Genomic DNA, 23,788 nt, shown 5'->3' on the forward strand with positions numbered 1-23,788 from the left:
GTGGCCGGGACGATCGCGCCGCGCCGCCGCCCGGCGGACACCCGAGCCGGGCGCTGGCGACGCGCCGCCGCGGGCGGGTCGCTCGGCCTCGCCCTTGCGCTCGCCGGGTGCACGGCCGGGGACGACGCCGGGGGCGCCGCCGCGTCGCCGGCCCCGTCCCCGTCGTCGAGCGCGGCGCCGTCGCCGAGCCCGAGCTGGACCTCCGAGACGTTCGAGGTGACCCGGCACGACGTCCGCATCGTCGGCACGCTCGAGGTCCCGGAGCTCGCCGACGGCGAGACCGTGCCGCTCGTCATCCTCATGCACGGCCTGGCGGCCAGCCAGGACGCCTCCGTGATCCGGGCCAGCGCCACGGCGCTGCGCGAGGCGGGCATCGCGACGATCCGGTTCGACTTCGACGGCCACGGCGCCAGCGGCGGCACGATGCTCGAGATGACGGTGCCGCACGAGATCGAGGACGCCCGCGCCGTCTACGACTACGCCCGGTCGCTGCCGTTCGTCTCCGACATCGGCCTGCTCGGGCACTCGCAGGGCGGCGTCGTCGCGGCGATGCTGGCCGGTGAGCTCGGGGACGGGGTCGCCGGCCTCATGCTGCTCGCGCCGGCCGTGCGGATCCCGGACGAGACCGCCGCCGGCCGCCTGATCGACGCCGTCTTCGACCCGGCGAACCCGCCCGCGTCGGTCCCCGTGCCCGCGCTGGGCATCGAGCTCGGCCGGGACTACCTCGTCACGGCGCAGGAGCTGGCGGTCCGCGACGTCCCGGCACGGTTCACCGGACCGGTCAGCATCGTGCAGGGCGAGGCCGACAACCTCATCCCGGCGAGCGACGCGGAGGGCTACGTCACGATCTTCGCCGACGCCGGCCTGCACCTGCTCCCCGAGCAGGACCACAGCTTCTACTACGACCCGACCGAGCCCGCCCGCCTGGCCGCCGCGTTCTTCTCCGACGCCTTCCCCGGGATGCCGCGCTGACGCGAGACCCGCACGACACCGGCGCCGATGGCGAGGATCGACACCGCGATGGCGCCGACGTAGAGCGCGACGGTGGCGTAACCGCCCGGCTGGTGCGGGTCGAGGAACGGGTAGGGGTACCACCAGGGGTTGCCGGTGAGCGGGCTCGTGACCCGCGGGCCCCGCACGAGCGTGTAGGCGACCCAGACGATCGGGAACGCCACGATCGGCGCCAGGGTGCGCCACGCGAGGCGTCGCCGTCGCGGGGAGAGGAGCACGTCCGCGAGCAGGAGGAGCGGGCCGACGACGTGCAGCACCTCGTTCGCCCAGACGACGGTCGTGCCCTGCGGCAGCTCGACGCCGCGCAGCAGCAGGTTGTAGACCACGCCGGTGGCGATCAGGTAGGTCGAGGCGCAGGCGAGCAGGACCGCGAGCCAGCGCGGCTCGGGGCCCTCGCCGGCGGCCCGCAGCCCCCACACCCCGGCGAGCGCCAGCGCCGCGGCCGCCAGCAGGTTGGACTCGATCGTGAAGAAGCTGACGAAGTTCACCACGACGGTCGGCAGGTGCGAGCCGTGCGGCGTCGCCGAGGCGAGGGCGTTCGAGACGGTCACCGTGAGCTGGTGCGCGACGGCCGCGAGGATGAGGAGCGACCCGAGCAGACGCACGACGGACCAGGCGCCGAGGCGGACCGGTGGAGGCTGCACGGCGCCACCGTAGCGGCCTCAGCCGAGGGCGCGGAAGCGGGGGTGGGCGAGCACGAAGAGCACGACGACCGCCATGACGACGCCGCCGATGAGGATCGGGAGCTGGCCCCACACGCCGTACAGGGCGGTGCCGAGGACGGGCGCGACGACGAAGGTGAGACCGTTGGTCGCCCCGATGAGCCCGGCCAGCCCGCCCTGCTCCTCCCGTCGCACGAGCATCGACGGCCCCGCGGTGTACCCGGGCATCGCGATGCCGAGACCGAGGCCGACGAGCAGGATCCCGACGAACAGCGGCACGATGCCGGCGTCCGGGACCAGGACGACGAACCCGGCCAGCGCGACCACCCCGCCGACGCGCAGCAGTCTCGGCGGGGCCCAGCCGCTGCGCGGGACGATCATGGACTGCGCGAGGACCATGCCGATGCCAGCCGCGACGAGGGCGCCGCCGGTGACGAGCCCGGTCGTCCGCGCGTCGAGGCCGAGGCGGTCCTGGACCAGGAACCCGGTGACGACCTGGATGAACCCGAGCGCGGTGAACATCCCGAAGCCGGCGAGCAGGAACGGCCACACCCGCGGGTCGAGCGGGCGGACCAGCGGGGGCCGCTCGACCAGCTCGGCGCGGGGCTCGCGGCGCAGCCGGACCGCGATGAGCACGAGACCGGCCGCGAGAAGGACGGGGACGACGACGAGCGGGACGAGGAGTCCGAGCGGGGCCAGCACGCCGCCGACGATCGCGCCGCCGACCATGGCGATGCCCTGGACGGCGCCGATCCCGGCCATGCCGCGGACGCGGGCCGGTCCGTCGTCGGTGACGTCGGCGACGTAGGCCTGCGCCGTCGGCGGGACGGCGGCGATCGCAGCGCCGAAGCCGACCCCGCGCAGGAGGACGAACAGGGCGAACAGCGTGGCGCCCGTGACGATCCCGGCCATGCCGAGCCGGGCGAGGAGGGCGAACAGCGCCATCGTGAGCGTGGCGAGCACGAAGGCGGCGACGAGCACCGGCTTGCGCCCCCAGGACTGCGAGGCACGTCCCCAGAACTGGCTGGTGAGCACGACCATGAGCGCGGCCGTGCTGATCGTGACGCCGACCTGCCACTCCGCCAGGCCGACCTCGCGGGACAGCGGCGCGATGATCGGGTTGAGCGTCATCTGCCCGAGGTAGACGAGCAGGACGGACCCGAGCAGCAGCGGGATCTGCGGGCGGGCGTCGGGCACCGCGTCGGCGGCGGACGCGACGTCGACGACGGTCGCGTCGCCGGACACTCCGGTGGTCGCGCCGGTGGTGGCGTCGGGCGCGGTCATGCGGGCTCCTCGGGGGTCGTGCCGGCGAGCATGGCCTCGAGGCCGGCGATGGTCGTGTCGATGACGACGCGGTAGTAGGCCTCCCGCATCCGCGCGGCGGCGCCGTCGCCCCGGAGATACGGCCCGATGAAGCCGTGCCACGCCTCTCGGAGCTCGTCGGACGCGGTGGCCGTCTGCGCGAACTCGGCCATCATGGTCGCGTGGTCACGGGGGCCGTCGCCCTCGTGCTGGCGCCGGTCGTCGCCGATCGCGACGGTGAGCATGGCGTTGTTGAGCAGCAGCGCGTACGCGAGGCTCGCCCGCTCGCCGAAGCCGGCCGCGCGCAGGACGCGGGTGCCGGTCTCGAGCACCGGCAGCGCGGCGGGGATGGTCGGCCCGTGCAGGAGCATCCACTTCGCGACGCCCGGGTACTGCGCCGCGAGCGGTCCGATCCCGGACAGCAGCCGGCGGTACCAGTCTCGCCAGTCCAGCCCGTCCGGCGGGAGCTCGATCAGGGCGAGGACCCGCTCGACCACGCGGCGGCAGAGCAGGTCCTTCCCGCCGACGTGGTGGTAGACGACGGACGGGGCGACGCCGAGCCGGGACGCCAGGTCGCGGATCGACCAGGTCATGAGGTGCGAGGCCCGGGTGAGGTCGACGGCGGCGTCGACGACGAGCTCCGGCGTCAGCCCGACGTGGAAGGGTGCGACGGTCGTCCCGGTCACATCGACTCCTGTCTCGATCCTCGACTCGCGGCAGCACCGCTGCTCCATTAGAACACTGTTCGCCGTGATGGTGAGAATGATTCTCGGTCGGCGAGACGCGCCCACCCGCCATCGGGCGAGTTGACGACGAGAACCCCTCTCAATAGAATGTACGCATTGCAATACGTTTATATGTGTGGTGGGATGGAGGCATGGACGTGGAACCGGGACTCGCCGAGGCGGCGCAGCTCTTCAAGGTTCTCGGCAGCGAGTCGAGGCTCGGGCTGCTGCGCCTGATCGGGCAGCAGCCGCACACGGTCGGGGCGCTCGCGGAAGCGACGGGCATGTCGCAGCCGCTGGTGTCCCAGCACCTGCGGACCCTTCGCCAGGCCGGTCTCGCGACCCCGAGCCGCAGCGGCAAGGAGGTCACGTACCACCTGACGGACCTGCACGTGAGCCACGTGATCGCCGACGCGCTCGCCCACGTCCGAGAGCCTGCCGCGAACGACCTCGCGGACCAGGCGTCATCCCCATCGGAGCAGAAGGAGTCAGCATGACCACGGACATCCACGCCGAGCACACGACCGCGGAGCACACCCACGGCGCGGACTGCGGCCACGAGGCCGTCGAGCACGGCGACCACGTCGACTACGTGCACGGCACCCACCACCACGCCCCGCACGGCGACCACTACGACGAGCACGAGTCGGTGGCCGAGCACACCGCGACCGAGCACGCCCACGGCGGCGACTGCGGCCACGAGGCCGTCGAGCATGGCGATCACGTCGACTACGTGCACGGCGAGCACCGCCACGCGGCCCACGGGGACCACTACGACGAGCACTGACCCGGGCCACCCGGCCGGGACGACGCTCTCCGACGACGGGGCGCGCGACGACCGTCACGCTCCCCCGTCGTCGCTCCCCGTCCGCCCGCCCCTCGCGGCACGAGCCGACGAGTGCGGACGATCAGTCGCGCGTCAGCAGCCAGTAGGTCGTCTCGCCCAGCCGGTCGAGCCCGAGCCCGACCTCCGCCGCCTCGCGAGCGACGACATCGGGCGCCGGGTGACGGTAGTCGAGCTCGGCCGTCTCCTCGACCAGGACCCGCTCCCCCTCGAGCGTCAGGTACGTCATCCGCCAGCGCATGAGCTCGAGGTCGACGGGCCACGCCTCGGCGATGCCGCGGTAGTCCAGCTCCCCCACCCGGGCGACGGTGAACTCCCGCGCCTCGACGCGCGCCGGGCGCGGCGGGTCCTGCAGATCGATCAGTGCCGCGCCACCCCGGGGCAGCCGCGCGGCCAGCTCCGCGAGGACCGCGGCCCGCTCGCCGGCGTCGAAGTGTCCGACGACGCCCAGCGCGATCGCGCCGCCGAGGCGTTCGGGCAACTGCGCCGAGAAGAAGTCCTCCGGGCGGACGGTGACGCGGTCGAACCACTCGGGACGGGCCGCGACCCGCGCCAGCGCGAGCGAGCGCATCGCCGCGCTCGGCTCGAGCGCCACGACCCGCGCCCGCGGCAGCCGGTCCAGGACGAGCGCGAGGTTCAGCCCCGAGCCGGCGCCGACGTCCAGCACGGGCCCCTCGTCGGGGCGGAGCAGCGGCAGCAGCGCCTCGACGGCGGCGGTCTGCCCGGCCCGGAAGGAGGCGTTGACGAGGTCGTAGAGACCGGCGGTCGCGGCATAGGGGTCCGGTGCGCTCACCGCTTCACCGTAGCCTATTGAGAATGAGTATCAGGTGCACTCGGCCGTTCAGTCGCTGAGTCGGCGGTGGCGGCTCAGCCGCCGGAGGCCGCCGGCGTCGGGCCGCTCGGCCGTCGCCTCTGCGACGGCCGCCAGGCGCGCGCGAGCCGCGTCGAGGTCGAGATCCACGCCGATCGCGACGAGCTCACCGGTCGGCGGCGGCGGCGTGAGCCGCGCGACGTTGACGGACCGCCCCACGACGTTGACGACGTACCCGCGCTCGGCCCGCGGACCCCGCACGCGCACCCGCCCCTTGAGCCGGTAGGCACCCGGCGGCGGGTCCTCGAGCAGGTCGACGAGCTCCGAGGGCGAGACCGGCCCCGCCAGCCGGACCGAGGCTGCCAGCGCGGCCACGTGGTCATGGCCGTGGCCGTGCCCCGTGTGGTCGCCCCCGTGATCGTGCCCCTCGCCCTCGCCCGAGGCAGCCTCGCGGATCAGCCGGGCGATCGGCAGCTCGTCGACCGGGTCGGAGTCGGAGGCCGCGTCGAACACCAGCGCCGGGTCGACGGCGCCGCGTCGGGCGACGACGATCGGGGCCACCGGGTTGCGCTCGCGAACCCGGGCGCGGATGCGGGCGACCACCCCGTCGCGCTCCCCCGCCGGCAGCAGGTCCGTCTTGCCGACCACGACGAGCGTCGCGGCCGCGTAGCGCGCGGGCGGCTCGGGGCGGACGTCGACGGTGTCGGCGTGCGCGACGGCGTCGACCACCTCGATCACCCCGCCGGGACGGACGCGCTCCACACCGCTGAACCGGATGAGCCGCGCCAGCGCCAGGGGCTCGGCGGCCCCGCTGGCCTCGACGATGATCGCGTCGAGGCGCAGCCGCGGCTGGGCGAGCCGCTCCAGCGCGTCGTCGAGCCCGCCGGCGTCGGGCAGGCAGCACAGGCACCCGCCCGAGATAGCGGCCGCCTCGTCCACCTGACCGGCCACCAGCGCGGCGTCGACGTTGAGCTCGCCGAAGTCGTTGACGACGACACCGAGCCGGGCACCGGGCCGGCGCAGCAGGTGGTTGAGCAGGCTCGTCTTGCCCGCGCCGAGGTAGCCGGTCACCGCGACGACCGGCACGCGGTCCGGCGGCCCGACGGTTCGCGCCGGCGACGTGCGCTGCCCGATCACCACCCGGTCACGCCTCCGGCGAGCCGCCGGGCCTGCGCTGCACGAGCACGACCGCGTCGAGCAGCGTGGCGGGGCTGCCGTCGGGCGCCGTCGCTTCGCGCTCCCGCGTCTCGCAGACGAGCACCTCCCAGTGCGCCGCGTCGAGCGCGAGGGCGGCGAGGTCCTCCTCGGGCGTGGGGAACGGGTGGTCGTGGACCATCGCGTGGTCGGACCAGGACGGCGCCGCCGCGTGCGCGAGCAGGAGCAGCCGGCCGCCGGGGGCGACGAAGCCGGTCGCCCGCCGCAGGATGTCCTCGCGCGGGATGGGCACCGGCCAGGACTGGAGGAACGACGCGCAGACCAGGTCGTACTCCCCCGGTGCCCGCCACGTGGCCAGGTCCGCGGCCTCCAGGCGCAGCTCGCCCTCGCCGAGGCCCGCGGCCGAGGCGGCGGCGCGACCGCGCGCGATCGCGGTCGGCGAGAGGTCGACGCCGGTGACCGTCCAGCCGTTCCGGGCCAGCCACACGGCGTCGCCGCCCTCACCGCAGCCGAGATCGAGCGCTCGCCCCGGCGGGAGGGCGCTGGCGACGACGGCGACGACGCGGTTGACCCGGCCCGACCACACGCGCTCGGCGTCCGCGTAGCGGGCCTCCCAGAACGAGGCGGCCGTCTCCGTCATGATCCGGCCCCCTCGCGGGCGGCGCCGGCGAGGTCGAAGTCCTCCTCGACGAGGGCGCCGTTGACGGCGCCACCCGTGAACGCACCCGCGCCGATCGCCATCGGCACGTTGGCCATCGGGTTGACGACGTTGCCGACCGCCCAGACGCGCTCGTGACTGGTCCTGCCCGTCGGGTCGACGGCGAGGAACGAGCCGAGCCCGAACGGCAGGTCGGCCCGGGCGAGGCCGAGGTCGGCGAGGAAGGCGTCGTGGGGACGCGGGGCGCCGGCCGTGAAGATCGCGTCCAGCTCCACGACGCGGCCATCGGCGGTGCGCACCCCCGTGACCCGCGGTCCGTCCCCGAGCACCTCGACCACGGGCTCGGCGACGACCTCGACGCCTCGGCTCCGCAGCCGGGCCTCCTCGCCGGGGTCGAGCGGCCCGAGCGCGCCGGCCAGCAGCGTGACGCGGTCGCTCCACTGGCGCACGAGCCGCGCCTGGTGCAGTGCCATCGGCGACGTCGCGAGGATGCCGATCCGCTCGTCGCGCACCTCCCAGCCGTGGCAGTAGGGGCAGTGCAGGACGCTCGTTCCCCAGCGCTCGGCGAGGCCGGGCAGGTCCGGCAGCTCGTCCGTCAGCCCGGTCGCGACGACGAGCGCGCGGGCGAGCTCGACGCCGCCGTCGGCGAGGGTCACGGCGAGCCGGGCGCCCTCGTCCCGCACGGTCTCGACGGCGCCGTCCCGCAACTCGACGCCGTAGTCGGCCACCTCGCCCCTGCCCCGCAGCAGGAGGTCGGCCGGTGGGGTGCCCTCGTTGCCGAGGACGCCGTGCATGTGGTCGGCGAACCGGTTCCGGGGGCTGCCGGCATCGACGACGAGGACGCGGCGTCGCGCGCGGCCGAGGAGGAGGGCGGCCGAGAGGCCGGCGGCCCCACCGCCGATCACGATGGCGTCCCACGTGGCGCCGGGGTCTGCTGAGGTGCTCATGGGACCAGTCCAGGCGACACATGGCAGAATGGCAAGCACTCTTGCGGTATTGGCAAGAGGGATCGCCAGCCAGGAGGCCGACGTGCACGAGGAGCTGTCCCAGGTCGGTGCCCGGCTGCGCGCGGCCCGGCACGCCCGCGGGTGGACGCTGGAGGAGCTCGCGGCGCGGGCCGAGATGTCGACGAGCACGCTGTCGCGCCTGGAGTCGGGCAAGCGACAGGCCAGCCTCGAGCTGCTGCTGCCGCTCACCCGCCAGCTCGGCATCCGCATCGACGACCTCGTCCGTCTCGACGCCCCCGACCCACGGGTGCGCCGGCCGGCGATCCGGCGCGACGGCCTCGTCGTGGCGCCGCTCGCCCCCGAGGGCTCGCCGGTCGACACCTACAAGATCACCTACCCGCCCGCGCGGGAGCTGCCGGAGCTGCGGGTCCACGACGGCTACGAGTGGCTCTACGTCCTCGCCGGGCGCCTCCGGCTCCGCCTCGGCGAGCAGGACCTCGTGCTCACCCGCGGCGAGGCGGCCGAGTTCGACACGCGGATCCCGCACGCCATCTCGGCCGCCGGGGGTCGTCCGGCCCAGGTCATCAGCATCTTCAACGACGGTGGCGCCCGCATCCACACCCGCGTCGTCGCGGACGGCTCGGCCGAGCCCGACGACTGACGCACGCCGAGGTCGGTCCCCCGCGCCGCCCCCGGCGCTCGGGGCGTCAGGCCCGGGCGGCGGCGATGGCCGCGAACTCCTCGATCGTGAGCGTCTCGCCGCGCCGGGTCGGGTCGATGCCGGCGGAACGCAGCGCGTCCTCGGCGGCCTGCGGCGACCCGGCCCACCCCGCGAGCGCCGCGCGGAGCGTCTTGCGACGCTGGGCGAACGCCGCGTCGACGACGGCGAAGACGGACTCCCGCTCGACTCCTGACGCGACGGCCACCGCCGGCGGGTCGCGGCGGACGAGCCGGACCAGCGAGGAGTCGACGTTGGGGGTCGGCCAGAAGATCGTGCGACCGACCTTGCCGGCGCCGCTGGCCGCGGCGTACCAGGCGGCCTTCGCCGAGGGGATGCCGTAGATCTTCGACCCGGGCGCAGCCGCGATCCGGTCCGCGACCTCCGCCTGGACCATGACGAGGACCTCCTCGAGCGAGCCGAACCGCTCGAGCATCGTGAGCAGCACGGGAACCGCCACGTTGTACGGCAGGTTGGCCACGAGCCGGGTGGGCGGCTCGCCGTCGAACGTCACGTCGTCGACGGCCATCGCGTCCGCCGGCACGACGCGCAGCCGGTCGGCCACCTCGGGCGCCCGCGCCGCGACCGTCGACGGGAGCCGCTGCGCGAGCACGGGATCGATCTCGACGGCGACGACGCGCGCCCCCGCCTCGAGCAGACCGAGCGTGAGCGAGCCGAGCCCCGGCCCGACCTCGACGACGACCTCGCCGGGGCGGACGCCGGCGGACCGGACGATGCGGCGGACCGTCCCGGGATCGGTGACGAAGTTCTGGCCCAGCGTCTTGGTCGGACGGACCCCGGTCAGCCCGAGCAGCTCGCGCACGTCCGAGGTGGTGAGCAGCGGCAGCTCGGGGCGGTCGGCGGTCTCGGAGGCGTCGGGCACCCCAGCAGGGTACTCGGACCCGACGAGCACGACCCGGGGAGCTACTTGATGTAGACGTCCAGCCAGAGCGGGCTGGAGCTGCACGTGGCGCAGGTGTCGTAGACCTTGCCGGAGGAACCGAACGGCGTCGAGTAGACGGTGCCGTGCGCCACCCCGTACGGGGCGGCGAGGACGATGTAGCCGTCGCCGTCGGCGACGTACCCGTCGCCGTTGACGTGCCGGCCGGGGATCGAGAGGCCGCCGCCGGGCAGGACGCTCTGCGAGTAGTAGGTGAACTTCTTGCCGTCCCAGTTGACGACGCCGGCCCGCTTGAACTGCGCGAGCGTGTACTCGGCGCTCGTGCTCGCGGTGCCGCCGGAGCTGGCGCCCGACCCGGCGTCCGAGCCGCCGCCGGAGTCGCCACCGCCGGTGGCGGGTGCCGCGACGACGACGGGCTTGCGGGTCCCGACCTCCACGACCTCCGTCACGGGGTCGCTCACCACCGCGGAGAGGAGCTGGGTGCGGGAGACCTCGACGCCGTCGATGTAGCGCACGGTGCTCGTGACGTTGGCGACGCCGTCCGCGCCCTCCTGGACGACGCGGGTCTTGCCGAGGTCGAGCGAGCCGGTGTTCCGCTCCTCGGTCTCGTGCGGGGTGGTCACCTGCTCGGTGACCGTCCCGGTCGTGACGCGGCCGATCCTGACCTCGGCGCCCTCGACCGGTGGGGCGGACAGGTCGATCGCGATGTCGTCGTCCCAGCCGACGACGATGCCGGCCTGCGCGAGCGCATCGCCGAAGGTCTCGGCGGCCGTCGTCAGCTCGTAGGTCTCACCGTCGACGACGACCGTGAACGTGACGCCGGCGCCGTCGAGCAGGGCCGCGCGCTCGGCGCGCGAGACGGTCGGGAAGAGGCCGCGCACCTCGTCGGCGGCGAGCGTGGCGGCGAGGGGGACGTCCTTGCTCTCGGCAAACGTCACGGACGGCGATGGCGCCGCGGCGGCCGGGTCGGTCCCGCCGTCGAACGGCGCGAGCCAGACGAGCGTCCCGATGGCGACGCCGAGCGCAGCGACGCCGCCGATCGCCGCGGTCTTGCGACCGCGCGAGCCGGCTCGTTCGGTCACGTCCGAGACCTCAGACACCACCTGACACACCTCCACGCCGCGGGACAACCTTTCAACGGTAACCCCGTCGGCGGCTCCTGACCAGGGCCCGTGGCGGCCGGCACACGTCGGACGCGTCCGCCGCGGGCCGCCGACGCGCGACTACCAGGGGCCGTAGAGGCCCTCGGCGGTCGCGGCCGTCACGGCGCAGACGCGCTCCAGCGGCTCGTCGCGGACCCGGGCGATCTCGCGCAGCGTCGCCGGCAGGAGGTAGGGCGAGTTCGGCCGGCCGCGGTCGGGGTGCGGCGTGAGGTAGGGCGCGTCGGTCTCGGTGAGCAGCAGCTCGAGCGGCACCGACCCGACCGCAGCGCGGAGCTGGTCGTTCGCGCGGAACGTGACGGGACCGGCGATCGAGAGGTACCAGCCGTGCTCGGCGCAGGTCCGGGCGAGCTCGACGTCGCCGGAGAAGCAGTGGAACACCGTGCGCTCGGGGGCGCCGTCGGCCAGGAGGATCTCGACGACGTCCGCGTGCGCGTCCCGGTCGTGGATCTGCAGCGGCAGGCCGAGCTCCTTCGCGAGGGCGACGTGGGCCCGGAACGCCTCGCGCTGCACCGCGCGGCCGCGCGGGCCGGCGCGGAAGAAGTCCAGCCCCGTCTCGCCGATGGCGCGGAACCGCGGGTTGGCGCGAACGGTGGCGGCGACGAGGGCGATCGCCTCGTCGAGCTGGAGGTCGTGCCGCGGGCGAGGGTCGGGGTCGAGCCCGTCCGGCGCGATCTCGCGCACGCCAGCGTGGAGCGCGGCCTCGTTCGGGTGGATCGCCGCCGCGGCCAGGACGCCGACGCCCGCGAGCACGCCGTCCTCGAGGTCTCGCAGGAAGGCGTCCGTCCACCGGATCGCGTCGACGTCGCAGGCCACCGTGACGACGCGATCGACGCCGACGCCGGCCGCCCGCCCGAGGTGGGCGGCCAGCGGCACGGGCGCGTCGTCGTCCTCGCTCGCCCCCCAGCCCGGCGCCACCCACTCCGCGAGCGAGTCGAGGTGGGTGTGGTCGTCGACGACGGGACCCGGCAGCGGCTCGGGCGCCGGCGGCCAGCCGGTCGGGCGATGCTTGCGTGACATGCTCACTCGGCCTTGAGGCGCTCGATCTCCTCGGCGATGGTCTCGTCGGTCAGCTTCGTGAAGACCGGCGTGGGCTTCTCGACGGGGGTGCCCGGCACGACGTCGACCCGCTCCCAGGCGCCGACCGTCTCGCCGAGGCGGTAGTCGCCCGTGATGACGGGGTAGGCGCGCGTCGCGTCGTCGAGGTCGGTGACCTCCTCGACCACCGGCTGCGGCGCGAGCGGGCCGGGGACGCCGAACAGGTCGTGGACCTGGTCGCTGGAGTGCGGCAGGAACGGCGCAAGCAGGCGCGAGCAGTCGGCGACCGCCTGCGACATCGTGTGCAGGACGGTGCCGAGGCGTTCGCGGTCGGTCTTGAGCGTCCAGGGCTGCTGCTGGCTCACGTACCGGTTGACCTCGCTCACGACGCGCATGGCCTCGCCGACGGCCGCGCGCTGACGGTGGCCGCGGACGAGGTCGCCGACGCGGGTGAACCCGGCATCGGTCAGCTCCAGCAGCTCCAGGTCGGCGGTGGTGCGCTCGGCCGGCGTCGGGATCTCGCCGAAGTTCTTGTGGACGAGCGTGGCCGTCCGGTTGACGAGGTTGCCCCAGCCGGCGACGAGCTCGTCGTTGGTCCGGCGCTGGAACTCCTCCCACGTGAAGTCGGCGTCGGAGGACTCCGGGCCGGCGGCCGCGATGAAGTAGCGCAGCGCGTCGGGCTGGAAGCGGGAGAGCATGTCGCGCACGTAGATGACGACGCCGCGGCTCGTGGAGAACTGCTGGCCGGCGACGTTGAGGTACTCGCTGGAGACGACCTCGGTCGGCAGGTTGAGGTGGCCGAACGCGCCCGGCTGGCCGCCGAGGCTGCCCTGGCCGTTGTAGCCCAGCAGCTCACCGGGCCAGATCTGGGAGTGGAACGTGATGTTGTCCTTGCCCATGAAGTAGTAGGACAGGGCCATCGGGTCGTTCCACCACTCGCGCCAGCGCTGCGCGGTCTCGGCGGTCAGCTCACCGGTGCCGCCCGCGCGCAGGTCCTCGCGGCGGGCCCACTCGATGCTGGCCGAGAGGTAGCCGACGACGGCGTCGAACCAGACGTACAGGCGCTTGCCCGGGTTCTCCTCCCAGCCGACCAGCGGGACGGGGATGCCCCAGTCGATGTCCCGGGTCATGGCGCGCGGGCGCACGTCCTGCAGGAGGTTGCGGGAGAAGTTGAGGACGTTGGGACGCCAGTTCGAGCGGGTCTCGAGCCAGGCGGCGATCGCGTCGGCCAGGGCCGGCAGGTCGAGGAAGAAGTGCTCGGTCTCGATGAAGACGGGCGTCTCGCCGTTGATCCGGCTGCGCGGCTCCTTGAGCTCCGAGGCGTCGAGCTGGTTGCCGCAGTTGTCGCACTGGTCGCCGCGGGCGTGCGGGTAGGAGCAGATGGGACAGATGCCCTCGATGTAGCGGTCCGGGAGGGTGCGGCCCGTGCTCGGGGAGATGGCGCCGACGGTGGTCTGCTCGATCATGTAGCCGTTGGCGTGGACCTGGCGGAACAGCTCCTGCGCGACCGCGTAGTGGTTGCGCGTGGTGGTGCGGGTGAACAGGTCGTAGGTGAGCCCGAGCTGGGCGAGGTCCTCCACGATGACGCGGTTGTACCGGTCGGCGAGCACCTGCGGGGCGACGCCCTCCTGCTCGGCCTGGACGAGGATCGGGGTGCCGTGCTCGTCCGTGCCGGAGACCATGAGCACGTCGTGCCCCGCCATGCGCATGTACCGGCTGAACACGTCGGAGGGAACGCCGAAGCCGGCGACATGACCGATGTGCCGCGGGCCGTTGGCGTAGGGCCAGGCGACGGCGGAGAGGATGTGGCTCACGGGGTCAGCAGTCTAGTGAGCGGCGCGGTCACCGCGGGCGGGGCAGGTGCCGGTCGACGGGTCGGGCACCCGCCACCGAGCAGAGTCCACGTGGCCGGACGCGGAGACGGAGGGCCTCGCTCGCAGGTGACCGGCGGCCGCCGTGCACCTGGACCGATGGATGTCAGGCGCGACCACGGCGCTCGAGGCGAAGCCCACGCACTACGCCGCGTGCCACGAGAGCCAGCCCTGGTGGACTGGTCTCGCGATGAGGGTCAGGGGCCCGAAGGGTCGAGCCCCGTGAGCTGCCCGGCCGGTGCAGACGTTCCGGGAGCTCAGCCCTGCAGGCGCGTGAGCCCTCGCTTGATCGCGCGGGCGGCCTGGGCGATCCGCTGCTCGTTCTCGATGAGCGCGAACCGGACGAACGCGTCGCCGCCGGCCCCGAACCCCACGCCGGGCGAGACCGCGACGTCGCACTCGCGCACCAGGTGCGTCGCGAACTCGATCGAGCCCATCTCGCGGTAGGGCTCGGGGATGCGAGCCCAGGCGAACATCGTCCCGCGCGGCCGGTGGATCTCCCACCCGGCGCGGGCCAGCCCGTCCACGAGCGCGTTGCGACGCGACTCGTAGACGTCGGAGAGCTCGCGCGGATAGTCGGTCGCCTCGTTGAGCGTCACCGTCGCGGCGATCTGGATCGGCTGGAAGGTCCCGTAGTCGAGGTAGCTCTTGAGCTGCGTGAGCGCGGCGATGACGTCGGGCCGGCCCAGCATGAACGCCACCCGCCAGCCGGCCATCGAGTACGACTTCGTCAGCGAGTACAGCTCGACGGCCACCTCCTTGGCGCCCTCGCACTGCAGGATCGACGGCGGCTGCCAGCCGTCGAAGCACATGTCGGCGTACGCGAGGTCGTGCACCAGTGCGACGTCGCGCTCCCGCGCCCAGTCGACGAGCCGCTGCAGGTCGGCGAGCTCGACCGTCGCCGTCGTCGGGTTGTGCGGGAAGGACAGGACGACCACGCGCGGCTTGGGCGACCCCAGCTCCCACGCCTCCATCACCCGGTCGACGTAGCTGGCGCCGCTCGGACCGTCCTCCTCGAGGCCGATCGGCACCTGCAGGGTCGAGGCGCCCGCGAAGTACGGCCCCCAGATGTGGATCGGGTAGCTCGGCGTCGGGACGATCGCGGTGTCACCGGGCTGCAGCAGCACCCACATGAGGTGGCTGAACCCCTCCTTGGCGCCGATCGTCGTGAGGATCTCCCGCTCGGGGTCGAGCGTCACGCCGAAGCGTCGCTCGTACACACCCGCGACCGCCTCGCGCAGCTTCGGGATGCCGCGCGAGCTGGAGTAGCGGTGGTTGCGCGTGTTGTGGGCGGCCTCGGCCAGCTTGTCGACGGCGATCTGCGGGCTCGGCAGGTCCGGGTTGCCGAAGCCGAGGTCCACGACGTCCCGACCGGCGCGCCGGGCCTCGACCTTGAGCCCGTCGATGATGGTGAACACGTACGGGGGCAGGCCCGAGATGCGCCGGAAGTCCATGGCGAGAACCTACTCGCGTTCGAGGACGGGCGGGCGCGGGGGACCGGAGCCCGGACGGAGCCGACCGGCCGGCCGGGTCGGCCGGTGACCGCACTCACGACGTCTGGACCCGTCATCTAGCCTGGAGCGATGGCACGCGCACTCATCGTCGTCGACGTCCAGCCCACCTTCTGCGAGGGAGGTGCCCTCGGTGTCGCGGGCGGCAACGACGTCGCGTCCGCGATCGCGGACTACGCCGCGCACCACCGCGGCGAGTACGACCTCGTGGTCACGACGCAGGACTGGCACATCGATCCGGGCGAGCACTTCTCGGAGCAGCCCGACTACGTCGACACCTGGCCGCCGCACGGGGTCGCGGGCACCGCGGAGGCCGAGCTGCACCCGGCGCTCGCGGACCTCGACGCCGACGCCGCGATCAAGAAGGGGCAGTACCAGGCGGCGTACTCCGGCTTCGAGGGCCACGACGCCGACGGTCGCCGCCTCGTCGACCTGCTGCACGACGCCGGGGTCCGCTCCGTCGACGTCGTCGGCATCGCCGAGTCGCACTGCGTGCTGCGCACTGCGCTCGACGCCGTGACCGAGGGCTTCGGCGTCCGCGTCATCACCGACCTCACCGTGCCGGTGACGCCCGAGCAGGGAGCCGCCGCGCGCGAGCAGATGGCCCGGGCGGGCGTCGTGCTGGTCGCGAGCGAGGACGCCGCCTGACCGGCGGCTCCCGGCCCGACGGCACGGCGCCCGGTCTGGCGAGGTGGGGCCGACCCACGTCTGATCGGCCCCACCCGGCACCCGTCAGGCGGTCATCGTGAGATGACGGGCACGACGCCGATGCCCGTGGACGGCTGCCCCGCTGACGATCAGGACGAGCGCGACCCCGAGCACGAGCGGGACAGATCCCGCACCGGTGAAGGCGAGCGGGCCGCCGCTCGACCCGCCGGAGGCGGCGCCGGCCGGTGAGCTCGACGTGTCCGACGGCTCGTCGGTGACACCAGTCGGGGCGTCCGTGCTCGGCCCGTCCGTCGGCTCTCCGCTCGGCTCCTCGCTCGGCTCACCGCTGGGCTCCTCGCTCGGCTCACCGGTCGTCGGCTCGCCGCTGGGTTCCTCGGTCGTCGGCTCCTCGCTCGGCGTCGGCTCCGGTCCCGCGTCGGCGTACGCCGACATGTCGAAGGACGGCGCCGCCACCGTGTCGAACCAGACCCGCGCCTGCTCGATGTCCGTGGTGAACGCGCGGGTCAGCATGAGCATGAGCCGGGCCTTCTGCGGGAGGAGATCGAGGCCGGCGATGATCCCCTCCCCCGTGCTCTCGACCGCGCCGGACCCCGTCCGGGTCGTCGAGACGAACCAGACGCCCCGCGCGACCGCGTCGCGTCGCGCGGCGCTGGCGTCGGCCGAGATGCCGCCGGCTCCCGTCCCGGCCGTCACGATGCCGGTCGCGCCCGCGTCGGCGAACGCCCGGATGCCGGCGCCGCTCGCGGCCTGGTAGTTGTACATGATCTCGACGGCCGGCAGGTCGCCGGCCGAGATCGTCGAGAGGTCGAACGGCGTCGCCCACGCGTCGGTGCCGCAGTCGAGGACGCGGGCCGGGGCGCGGTTGAGGTAGATGTCGGACCCGGCGACCCAGCCGAGGGCGCCGACCAGCCGCGTCTGGAACGTGTCGTTCATGGTCGCGTTGCCCTTGGTCACCTCGCGGGCCGCGTGGATCTCGTCGTTCAGCATGAGGACGGTGCCGAAGCAGTAGGTCTGCTGGCTGGCCGCGAGCCGGATCGCCGTGAAGAGGTTGGCGGGACCGTCCGCGCCGAACACCGGGGCCTCGCCCGCGCTGTCGCCCGCGGCCCACGGTCGCATCGCCCCGGTCGTCACGACCGGCTTGGGGCTCTGCACCGTGAGGTCGAGCCAGTAGGCGAACTCCTCCTGGGTGTCGGTCCCGGTCGTGACGATGACGCCGTCGCTGGTCTCGAGCGCCTGCTCGACCGTGCGGGTGAGGTCGTAGAACTCCGAGATCGTGTACCCGCCCGACCCCTTGTTGCCGAACTGGATGACGTTGACGTCGGCGATCTCGGCGATCTCGGGCTGGAGCTGGGCGAGCAGGTCGTCCATCGTGTAGGTGCCGGCCCGGTAGCTGGTGAACGCCTCGCGTCCGGTGGCCTTGCCCGCGATCGTCCCGCCGGTGGCGACGACCGTGACGACGGGCTTGTCCGGTGCGGCGACGGCAGCGGGAGAGGCGAGCGCGAGCGTGCCGACGACCGCGAGGGTCACGGCACCCGCTGCGGCGATCGGGCGCGCTGAGCCGCGTCGGCGCGCCGAGTCCGATGGGCGGGCAGGGGTCGATGAGGTCATTCCGGGTCCTCCGGTCGTGAGGTCAGGGGGGACACGGTGGCCAGCCGTGTCCTCGCAGCCTGCTGACCCGCCGTTGCCCCGGCGTTTCGCGGCGGTGTCGGTCGAACGACCGTCGCGTCACGACCTCGCGTCGCGCCTCACGCCGACCTGCTCGAACGAGCGTCGGCCGACCGTCACGACCGGAGCGCCGCCTCGTAGACCTCGCGCCGGGTCGACCCGGTCCGCTCGGCGACGACCGCCGCCGCGTCCTTGAGCCGCATCCCCGACGCCGCCAGCTCGCGGGCCTGGGCGCCGACGTCGGCCGACGTCCCGGCCCGCTCGGCGATCTCCGCGGCCGCGGCACCCGCGACGACCACGGTGATCTCACCGCGCACCCCCGCCTCTGCCCACGCGGTCAGCTCCGCGAGCGACCCGCGTCGCACCTCCTCGTACCGCTTGGTCAGCTCGCGGCACACGGCGGCGGCGCGCGCGGCGCCGAACGTCTCGGCCATCGCGGCGAGGTCCGCGGCGAGCCGGTGCGGGCTCGCGAAGAACACCATCGTCCGACGCTCGGCGGCGAGCTCGGCGAGCGCGCGGTCCCGCTCCCCCGCCCGCCGCGGGAGGAACCCCTCGAAGCAGAACCGGTCGCTCGGCAGCCCCGAGACCGCGAGCGCCGTCACCACCGCCGACGGCCCCGGCAGCGCCGTCACCCGGACGCCGGCCTCGGCCGCGGCGGCCGCCACCCGGAAGCCGGGGTCGGACACCGACGGCATGCCGGCGTCGGTCACGACCGCGACCGTCTCCCCCGCCGCCGCTCTCGCCACGAGCTCGGCCGCCCGCTCCCGCTCGTTGTGCTCGTGGTAGCTGACGAGGGTGCCGCGGGCCACGACGTCCAGCCGGCGCAGCAGCTCGACCAGCGTCCGGGTGTCCTCGGCCGCCACGACGTCGGCGTCCGTCAGCAGGTCGCGCAGGTTCGGCGAGGCGTCGCGCGCGCTCCCGATCGGCGTCCCGGCCAGCACGACCATGCCGCGCCGCCGCCACGCGGTCCTCGCCCCGCCGGTCCCGCCGTCGTCGCCGGCCACCTCGCTGGCACCGTGCTCGTCGTCCCTCGGCGTCTCCATCCCGCCATTCTCCCCGGGCGCCCGCCTAGACTCGCACCCGTGAGCCTGCCCCCGTCCACGCCGCCGTCGTCGATCGTCGAGGAGGACGCCGAGCCGGCGGACACCCGCGTCGTCGACGACCCGACGGCGACGGACCCGACGGAGACCGAGGCCCGGCGGCCAAGGGCGGAGCACCTCGCCGAGCTGCTGCCGCGGCTCGTCGCCCCCCTGGAGACGAACCGCCTGTGGGGGTGGCTGAGCGCGCTGGCGGTGACGGCGCTCGCCGCCGTGCTGCGGCTGGTCCGGCTCGACATCCCGGCGCGGCTCGTGTTCGACGAGACGTACTACGTCAAGCAGGCGTACTCGCTGCTCGTGCTCGGGTACGAGGGGCGGTGGGCCGACGAGGTCGACGAGGCGTTCGCATCCGGCGACTACTCGGGACTGGGCACCGATCCCGACTACGTGGTGCACCCGCCGCTCGGGAAGTGGTTCATCGCGATCGGGATGCGGCTGCTCGGGACCGAGTCGTTCGTCGGCTGGCGGCTGTCCGCCGCGATCGCCGGCACCATCGGCGTCCTGCTCGTGGCCCGGATCGGCCGGCGGCTGCTCGGCTCGACGCTCCTCGGCACGACGGCGGCGCTGCTGCTCGCGGTCGACGGCATCCACATCGTCATGTCCCGCACGGGCCTGCTCGACATCTTCCTCTCGACGCTCGTGCTCGCCGCGTTCGGGACGCTGCTGCTGGATCGCGACTCCTACCGTCGGCGGCTGGCGGAACGGACCGCGACCGAGCTGGCGGAGCACGGGCGGCTGCGTGACCCGTGGGGCGTGCGCGTCGGACCGCGGTGGTGGCTGGTCGCGACGGGCGTGCTGCTCGGTGCGGCGTGCGGCGTCAAGTGGTCGGGGCTGTACGCGGTCGCGGTGTTCGGCGTCCTCGCCGTCGTCTGGTCGATCACAGCCCGGCGCGCGGTCGGCGTCCGGCTGTGGTTCGGGGCCGGCGCGGTGCGGGACGGCCTCTCGTCGTTCCTCGCGCTCGTCCCCGCCGCCCTGCTCGCCTACCTGGCGGCGTGGACGAGCTGGTTCGTCTCGACGAACGCGTACGACCGGCAGTGGGCGAGCGACGTCAACGCCGTCGCGGACGTGCCGCAGCGCACCTGGCTGCCCGATGCGCTCAACTCGCTGCTCGAGTACCACCTGCAGGCGTGGCACTTCCACGTCGGGCTGGACTCCGAGCACTCCTACTCCTCCCACCCGGTCGGCTGGCTGCTCCAGCTCCGTCCGACCTCGTTCGCGTGGCGCGACGTCGACACCCCGGCCGGGGCCAGCGGACGCTGGGTCGAGGCCGTGCTGGCCGTCGGCAACCCCGTCGTGTGGTGGGGCGGCGCCGCGGCGCTGCTCGTCGTCATCTGGTTCGCCGTGCGCCGCCGCGACTGGCGTGCCTGGGCGATCCTCGCCGGCTACGCCGCCATGTACCTGCCGTGGTTCACCTACTCGGCGCCGTTCGCGAACCGGACGATCTTCACCTTCTACACGGTGGCGTTCGCGCCGTACGTCGCGCTCGCGCTGGCGTTCGGGCTCGGGGTGCTGCTCGGCCGTCCGTCGCTGCCGCTGGTCGAGCGACGCTGGCGCGCCGGGATCTACGTCGCCGTCGTGGCGCTGGCGCTCGTGGCCGCCGCCTACTTCTGGCCGATCTGGAGCGGCGAGCCGATCCCGTACGAGTACTGGCGCACCCACATGTGGATCCCGAACGTCGAGTCGCTGCGCATCGGCTGGATCTAGCCGGGTCGATCCAGCCGGTGGGGTCGGCCACGATTCGTCGTCGGCGCGCACACGGTGCTAGGATCGTCAGGCGCTTCCGGGCCTGCCCGGGACGCATGGCAGGACCCACGAGTGGCCGGGAACGGCGCTCACGGGGCAGTAGCGCAATTGGTAGCGCACCTCGGTCGCATCGAGGGGGTTGAGGGTTCGAGTCCCTTCTGCTCCACCATTTGGTCGAAGTTCCAACCCTGCCCCCGTGATCGGTGGGCAGGGTTGCTTCGTTGTTGAGGTCGATGTCGGGGTGGAGCTGGCCGGTGCGCTGCCAGAACTCGGCGTGGAGTCGGTTGGTCGGGTCGAGGATGGTTTCGTAGACGCCGGTGAACTCCGAGGTCACGTCCAGGTGCTCGGTGAGGGTGATCTTGGTGAAGAACGCCTGGTTGCACAGCCGCCGCCGGCCCTCGTCGCAGGCGAGGTAGAAGGCGTGGGCGTTGGTCGCCAGGTGCAGGTAGGCGCGTAGCCGGAGCTTGGCGTCCTCGCGTCCGGCCCGGTAGGCGTTGAGGCGCTGGTCGATGTCGGCGAGCATCCCTTCGATGCGGTGCTGTTCCTTCTTGAGCACGGGCAGGCTGATCGCGTCGGCGTAGTGGGCTTGCAGCAGCCGCAGTTGCTCATCTTCGAGACGTTCCCTCTGGCGGGTCAGGTCGCGGCGCTGGGCCTCGGATTCGGCGTCAATGCGGTCGAAGATGTCCTCGATCATCCCGGTGAGCGCGTCGGCGGCTTCGGGTGAGAGCTCGATGGTGCGGTAGTGCTCGGCGACCAGGTGCTCCACGGTCGAGACGAGCACCACCTGGCGCTCGCACGCGGTGGTGTTGGCGTGGCGGCCGAGGCAGATGAAGTAGGGGTAGGTCTCGCCGTGCCGGTTGCGAGCGTTGTTGATCGTCATGCGCGCGCCGCATCCGCAGTAGAGCGACCCTTTCAGGTAGTGCTCGTGGGTCTGCGTGCGGTCCCCGGCGACGTTGTGGGCGTCGAGGACGTTCTGCACCTTGGTCCACACGGTCGGGTGCACGAGCCGGTCGTGGGTGCCGAGGTGCCGGGCGCCTTTGTAGATGATGTCGCCCTTGTAGTACGGGTTGCGCAGCATCCGCTGCAACGTGGACACCCCGATCGGCTTGGCGGGCCGCTTCGGGGTGGGCAGGCTGGTCAGCCCGCGGGCGGCGAGTTCGTCGGCCAGGTCGGACAGGGAACGATTGCCCGCGGCGTATGCCTCGAACGCCCACGCGACCAGCGGCGCGCGCTCGGGGTCCACGGTCACAGTGCGGACCTCGCGGCCTTAGGGGTCGCGTTCGCGGACGTTGATGTACCCGAGTGGGGCCTTGGACACGGTGCCGCCGGCGGCGGCTTTCTGCTGGAGTCCCTTGGTGACCTCGCCGGCGAGGTTACGGGAGTAGAACTCCGCAATGGTGGACATGATGCCGTGCAGCAGCATCCCGGTCGGGGTCTCGTCAATGTTCTCGGTGACCGACACCAGCGTCACCCCGGCCTGGCGCAGCGCGAGGTGGATCGCCACGTCGTCGGCGCGGTTGCGGGCGAGCCGGTCGAGCTTGTGGACGATGCACAGATCGACCCGGTTGCTCTTGATGTAGGCGAGCATCCGTTGCAGGTCGGGACGGCGGGCGTTGGTGGCGGTCTCCCCGGCGTCGATGAACTCCTCCACGATCACCGCGCCGGCCTCGGCGGCGGCGCGGCGGATCGCGTCGCGCTGGGCGGGGATGGAGAAGCCTTCCTCGAACCCGCCGCGCTCGGCCTGTTCCTTGGTGGAGACCCGGATGTAGGCGATGGCGCGCTGCGCGTCGTTCAGGCCGTCGCCGGTGATCGGTGTGGTGGCGGGGGCTTCGGCGGTTGTAGGAGTTTGGGTGGCGGTGGGCATGGTGCTCGTTCCTCTCAGGCGGTCGCCTGCCCTCCGCGGTGATCCCGCGAGCGCCAGTTGAGAGAAAGAGCATGACCGGCGATGCCGGTCAAGTAAGCCACCGATGATGCCGGTGGACCCGAAGCGACTGATTGCGCCCTCGAAGGGCAACACCACCATTCTACCGGCTGGTGTCGCGACGATCCAGGTCCGGCGCGGCGGGTTCGTCGCTGGCGGGGTGGAGGCCGAGCGGGTCGGTCATCGCCATGTCCACGATGACCCGCGCCAGCAGTTCCAGGTCGGGTTCGCGGCGGGGCGTGACGACGACGCGCAGGCCGCGTTCGCTCTCGGGGCGCCGGTTGGTCTTGCGCTCGTAGTTGCGGACCATCAGTTCGCACCGCCGGCGTAGAACTCGTCCTCGGCCTGTTGGCGGTCGGCCACGTCATCGAGCACCCATTGCACGAAGTCCTGGTCACGGTGGGCGATGATCGTGTCCTCCACCTGCTCGGCGGGGTCCTCGCCGGGCCAGGTGGTCTGTCGGGTGGGACGGTCGCGGTCGATGCGGGTGCCGGAGGCGGCGACCCAATCGCGTAGCCGCTGGCGGGCGTCGGCGAAGTCGCGGTGCCAGCCCAACGGCGCGGACCCGTTCTGCTCGGGGTCGTAGGCGCACAGCCAGTGCAGGTGCAGCGCGGACAGCTCCCACACCAGCTCGGAGTGCCGGCGCCAGAACGGCGGCACAACGCTCGCCGGGAGCCCGTAGGTGCGGCGCAGCCAGTTCACCCAGGCGTTGAGCTCCAGCCACTCGGTCTCGGCCTCGTCGGCGGTCAGCAGGTTCCAGTTGATCGGGTGCGGCGGCTCGGGCAGCAGGCCATCGTCGGCCGGCGGCGTGGGGTCATCAGGCTCGATGTCCTCGAAGTCGGGCTCGCCGGCCTCGTCGGGGTCGGGTGGGAACGGTGGGGTCAGGCCCTGCCTGCCCCGGATGCTGTTCCTCGACCCCGACTTCCGCGGCACCTTCCAGGACTGGGATGCCGAGGCCAGGAAGTACGTCGCCTATCTGCGGCTGCTCAGCGGCAAGCATCCCGACGACCCGCACCTGACCGAACTCGTCGGCGAGCTCTGCATGAGAGATGAGGGCTTCGCGGCGATGTGGGCATCCGGCCGGGTAGGCGAATGCACCGCCGGCACCAAGCGCCTGCGCCACCCGCTCATCGGCGACCTCACCGTCGACTTCCACCTGTGGGTGCAGTCCGACACCCCCGACCACCGCATCGAGGTCTACACCCCGGCCGACCAGGCATCCGCCGACGCCCTCGCCCTCCTCGACGTCCTACACAACGACACGATCACCGTCGCAGAATCCACGTCGCCCCTGTCCTGCTGACGACTCGGTTGGCATCTCGTTGCGTATCGGGAGAACAACCGCCTACCCATCTCAGCCCGCAGGCTCTTCGGGGCTG

At 73.3% G+C, this 23,788-nt stretch carries 26 protein-coding genes, 1 tRNA gene and 1 pseudogene; 10 read left to right on the forward strand and 18 right to left on the reverse strand.

Features of this window, described 5'->3' with window-relative positions; translation table 11 throughout:
• On the forward strand, positions 1–972 hold the full coding sequence (locus tag EDD28_RS02230) for an alpha/beta hydrolase (RefSeq protein ID WP_123738139.1): 972 nt from the start codon (positions 1–3) through the stop codon (positions 970–972).
• Here the strand turns inward: EDD28_RS02230 and EDD28_RS02235 are convergent.
• Genes EDD28_RS02235 through EDD28_RS02245 form a run of 3 tightly spaced genes read right to left on the reverse strand, consistent with a single transcriptional unit; the run spans position 900 to position 3,661 of the window.
• Positions 900–1,655, reverse strand: coding sequence for a Pr6Pr family membrane protein (locus EDD28_RS02235; RefSeq protein WP_123738140.1), 756 nt, complete (start codon positions 1,653–1,655; stop codon positions 900–902). The genes EDD28_RS02230 and EDD28_RS02235 overlap by 73 nt on opposite strands.
• Before the next feature lie 18 nt (positions 1,656–1,673).
• Positions 1,674–2,957, reverse strand: coding sequence for an MFS transporter (locus EDD28_RS02240; protein WP_123738141.1), 1,284 nt, complete (start codon positions 2,955–2,957; stop codon positions 1,674–1,676).
• Positions 2,954–3,661 (reverse strand): TetR/AcrR family transcriptional regulator, encoded by a 708-nt coding sequence (locus tag EDD28_RS02245; protein WP_123738142.1) that lies wholly within the window; start codon positions 3,659–3,661, stop codon positions 2,954–2,956. The genes EDD28_RS02240 and EDD28_RS02245 overlap by 4 nt, the downstream gene beginning before the upstream one ends.
• A 191-nt stretch (positions 3,662–3,852) precedes the next feature.
• Here EDD28_RS02245 and EDD28_RS02250 point away from each other — a divergent pair, with 191 nt between their 5' ends.
• Together EDD28_RS02250 and EDD28_RS02255 are read left to right on the forward strand one after the other, a co-directional pair.
• The gene (locus tag EDD28_RS02250) at positions 3,853–4,197 is read left to right on the forward strand and encodes an ArsR/SmtB family transcription factor (protein WP_123738143.1); all 345 of its coding nucleotides are present in this window, start codon (positions 3,853–3,855) and stop codon (positions 4,195–4,197) included.
• The gene (locus EDD28_RS02255) at positions 4,194–4,487 is read left to right on the forward strand and encodes a hypothetical protein (protein ID WP_123738144.1); all 294 of its coding nucleotides are present in this window, start codon (positions 4,194–4,196) and stop codon (positions 4,485–4,487) included. The genes EDD28_RS02250 and EDD28_RS02255 overlap by 4 nt, the downstream gene beginning before the upstream one ends.
• 121 nt (positions 4,488–4,608) lie before the next feature.
• On the opposite strand, the gene EDD28_RS02260 is transcribed toward EDD28_RS02255, so the two are convergent.
• The 4 genes from EDD28_RS02260 to EDD28_RS02275 are packed head-to-tail and all read right to left on the reverse strand — an operon-like array spanning position 4,609 to position 8,115.
• Complete coding sequence (locus EDD28_RS02260; RefSeq protein ID WP_211339090.1) at positions 4,609–5,337, reverse strand: SAM-dependent methyltransferase; 729 nt, start codon at positions 5,335–5,337, stop codon at positions 4,609–4,611.
• Positions 5,338–5,385: 48 nt separating this feature from the next.
• The gene (locus tag EDD28_RS02265) at positions 5,386–6,495 is read right to left on the reverse strand and encodes a CobW family GTP-binding protein (protein ID WP_245967881.1); all 1,110 of its coding nucleotides are present in this window, start codon (positions 6,493–6,495) and stop codon (positions 5,386–5,388) included.
• Positions 6,496–6,499: 4 nt separating this feature from the next.
• Positions 6,500–7,150, reverse strand: a complete 651-nt coding sequence (locus EDD28_RS02270) for a class I SAM-dependent methyltransferase (RefSeq protein WP_123738146.1) — start codon at positions 7,148–7,150, stop codon at positions 6,500–6,502.
• On the reverse strand, positions 7,147–8,115 hold the full coding sequence (locus EDD28_RS02275; RefSeq protein ID WP_123738147.1) for an NAD(P)/FAD-dependent oxidoreductase: 969 nt from the start codon (positions 8,113–8,115) through the stop codon (positions 7,147–7,149). Before EDD28_RS02275 ends, EDD28_RS02270 begins: the two co-directional genes overlap by 4 nt.
• A gap of 28 nt (positions 8,116–8,143) precedes the next feature.
• Here EDD28_RS02275 and EDD28_RS02280 point away from each other — a divergent pair, with 28 nt between their 5' ends.
• Complete coding sequence (locus tag EDD28_RS02280; protein WP_123738148.1) at positions 8,144–8,776, forward strand: helix-turn-helix domain-containing protein; 633 nt, start codon at positions 8,144–8,146, stop codon at positions 8,774–8,776.
• Between the two features lie 46 nt (positions 8,777–8,822).
• On the opposite strand, the gene rsmA is transcribed toward EDD28_RS02280, so the two are convergent.
• The 5 genes from rsmA to EDD28_RS02305 all read right to left on the reverse strand — a co-directional run bounded on the left by rsmA (position 8,823) and on the right by EDD28_RS02305 (position 15,257).
• Positions 8,823–9,716: a 16S rRNA (adenine(1518)-N(6)/adenine(1519)-N(6))-dimethyltransferase RsmA gene (gene rsmA / locus EDD28_RS02285; RefSeq protein WP_211339091.1), complete on the reverse strand. Its 894-nt coding sequence runs from the start codon at positions 9,714–9,716 to the stop codon at positions 8,823–8,825.
• Between the two features lie 41 nt (positions 9,717–9,757).
• The gene (locus EDD28_RS02290) at positions 9,758–10,816 is read right to left on the reverse strand and encodes a resuscitation-promoting factor (protein ID WP_170169320.1); all 1,059 of its coding nucleotides are present in this window, start codon (positions 10,814–10,816) and stop codon (positions 9,758–9,760) included.
• 141 nt (positions 10,817–10,957) lie between these two features.
• Complete coding sequence (locus EDD28_RS02295; RefSeq protein WP_123738150.1) at positions 10,958–11,914, reverse strand: TatD family hydrolase; 957 nt, start codon at positions 11,912–11,914, stop codon at positions 10,958–10,960.
• A gap of 2 nt (positions 11,915–11,916) precedes the next feature.
• Positions 11,917–13,746, reverse strand: coding sequence for a methionine--tRNA ligase (gene metG, locus EDD28_RS02300; RefSeq protein ID WP_123738151.1), 1,830 nt, complete (start codon positions 13,744–13,746; stop codon positions 11,917–11,919).
• A 314-nt stretch (positions 13,747–14,060) separates the two neighbouring features.
• Complete coding sequence (locus EDD28_RS02305; RefSeq protein WP_123738152.1) at positions 14,061–15,257, reverse strand: aminotransferase class I/II-fold pyridoxal phosphate-dependent enzyme; 1,197 nt, start codon at positions 15,255–15,257, stop codon at positions 14,061–14,063.
• 129 nt (positions 15,258–15,386) lie between these two features.
• On the opposite strand from EDD28_RS02305, the gene EDD28_RS02310 reads away from it, so the two are divergent.
• Positions 15,387–15,962, forward strand: a complete 576-nt coding sequence (locus EDD28_RS02310) for an isochorismatase family protein (RefSeq protein ID WP_123738153.1) — start codon at positions 15,387–15,389, stop codon at positions 15,960–15,962.
• Between the two features lie 84 nt (positions 15,963–16,046).
• Here EDD28_RS02310 and EDD28_RS02315 read toward each other — a convergent pair whose 3' ends face one another.
• Positions 16,047–17,510, reverse strand: a complete 1,464-nt coding sequence (locus tag EDD28_RS02315; protein WP_245967882.1) for an asparaginase — start codon at positions 17,508–17,510, stop codon at positions 16,047–16,049.
• Between the two features lie 254 nt (positions 17,511–17,764).
• Positions 17,765–18,691 (reverse strand): 16S rRNA (cytidine(1402)-2'-O)-methyltransferase, encoded by a 927-nt coding sequence (gene rsmI, locus EDD28_RS02320; RefSeq protein WP_123739881.1) that lies wholly within the window; start codon positions 18,689–18,691, stop codon positions 17,765–17,767.
• Positions 18,692–18,730: 39 nt separating this feature from the next.
• On the opposite strand from rsmI, the gene EDD28_RS02325 reads away from it, so the two are divergent.
• The 4 genes from EDD28_RS02325 to EDD28_RS17795 all read left to right on the forward strand — a co-directional run bounded on the left by EDD28_RS02325 (position 18,731) and on the right by EDD28_RS17795 (position 21,212).
• Complete coding sequence (locus EDD28_RS02325) at positions 18,731–20,449, forward strand: dolichyl-phosphate-mannose--protein mannosyltransferase (protein ID WP_170169321.1); 1,719 nt, start codon at positions 18,731–18,733, stop codon at positions 20,447–20,449.
• 132 nt (positions 20,450–20,581) lie between these two features.
• Positions 20,582–20,657: transfer RNA gene (locus EDD28_RS02330), tRNA-Ala, on the forward strand.
• Positions 20,658–20,684: 27 nt separating this feature from the next.
• Entirely contained in the window at positions 20,685–20,945 is a 261-nt protein-coding gene (locus EDD28_RS17790) for a hypothetical protein (protein WP_245967883.1), read from the forward strand.
• Positions 20,946–21,023: 78 nt separating this feature from the next.
• Positions 21,024–21,212, forward strand: a complete 189-nt coding sequence (locus EDD28_RS17795) for a hypothetical protein (RefSeq protein ID WP_245967884.1) — start codon at positions 21,024–21,026, stop codon at positions 21,210–21,212.
• Between the two features lie 72 nt (positions 21,213–21,284).
• Here the strand turns inward: EDD28_RS17795 and EDD28_RS17800 are convergent.
• The 4 genes and pseudogenes from EDD28_RS17800 to EDD28_RS02345 all read right to left on the reverse strand — a co-directional run.
• A pseudogene (locus EDD28_RS17800) lies at positions 21,285–21,737 on the reverse strand (recombinase family protein); the annotation flags it as partial.
• A gap of 18 nt (positions 21,738–21,755) precedes the next feature.
• Complete coding sequence (locus EDD28_RS17805) at positions 21,756–22,352, reverse strand: recombinase family protein (protein ID WP_245967885.1); 597 nt, start codon at positions 22,350–22,352, stop codon at positions 21,756–21,758.
• Between the two features lie 160 nt (positions 22,353–22,512).
• Positions 22,513–22,719: a hypothetical protein gene (locus EDD28_RS02340; protein WP_123738156.1), complete on the reverse strand. Its 207-nt coding sequence runs from the start codon at positions 22,717–22,719 to the stop codon at positions 22,513–22,515.
• Positions 22,719–23,237 carry a hypothetical protein gene (locus EDD28_RS02345; protein ID WP_123739882.1) on the reverse strand — a complete coding sequence of 173 codons (519 nt, stop codon included), beginning with the start codon at positions 23,235–23,237 and terminating at the stop codon, positions 22,719–22,721. The genes EDD28_RS02340 and EDD28_RS02345 overlap by 1 nt, the downstream gene beginning before the upstream one ends.
• A gap of 73 nt (positions 23,238–23,310) precedes the next feature.
• Between EDD28_RS02345 and EDD28_RS02350 the strand changes: the two genes are divergently transcribed.
• Complete coding sequence (locus EDD28_RS02350) at positions 23,311–23,712, forward strand: MmyB family transcriptional regulator (RefSeq protein WP_211339092.1); 402 nt, start codon at positions 23,311–23,313, stop codon at positions 23,710–23,712.
• Positions 23,713–23,788: the final 76 nt, after the last annotated feature.

It is taken from the genome of Salana multivorans, from assembly GCF_003751805.1.
Lineage (GTDB): Bacteria > Actinomycetota > Actinomycetes > Actinomycetales > Beutenbergiaceae > Salana > Salana multivorans.